The organism is Mesorhizobium sp. M2E.F.Ca.ET.209.01.1.1, from assembly GCF_004010375.2.
Classification (GTDB): Bacteria; Pseudomonadota; Alphaproteobacteria; order Rhizobiales; family Rhizobiaceae; genus Mesorhizobium.
Genome location: NZ_SADP02000237.1, coordinates 1 through 420 on the forward strand (window position 1 = coordinate 1; position 420 = coordinate 420).

At 60.7% G+C, this 420-nt stretch carries 1 protein-coding gene; it reads right to left on the minus strand.

The features are described from left to right. A partial coding sequence (locus EN852_RS35450; RefSeq protein ID WP_145994145.1) for a sulfatase-like hydrolase/transferase occupies nt 1-181 on the minus strand: 181 nt, incomplete at its 3' end. Nucleotides 182-420 lie beyond the last annotated feature (239 nt).

The window sequence follows — 420 nt, forward strand, 5'->3', positions numbered from 1 at the left end:
GGCGGCCGCTCCACAGCGCCGTGCGCGACGGATGACAGGGCACGTCGGAGACATAGACGTTCTCGAAGCGGATGCCGTCGCGGGCGAGGCTGTCGATGACGGGAGAGGTGTTGCGATGATAGCCGTAGCAACCGAGATGGTCGCGCCTCAGGCTGTCGATGTCGATATAGAGAACGTTCATGAAGGACTCGCCGCTTCTATGGATGTCAAAGGCAGGCCCCGGCTGATTACCGGGGCTCGCGGTGTTCAAGAGCCGGCATCAGGCCGAAATATATTGATCGCCGAGATAGTAGTCCTTCGGGTCGAGCGAGGTGTCGAGCTTGCCGAAGGTCTTGAACAGGTCATTCATCGTCGCGAACCAGCCGTTCACGCTGCCGTCCTTGGTGAGCTTGGTGCGCTCGGCCGAGGTCATGAAGCGTC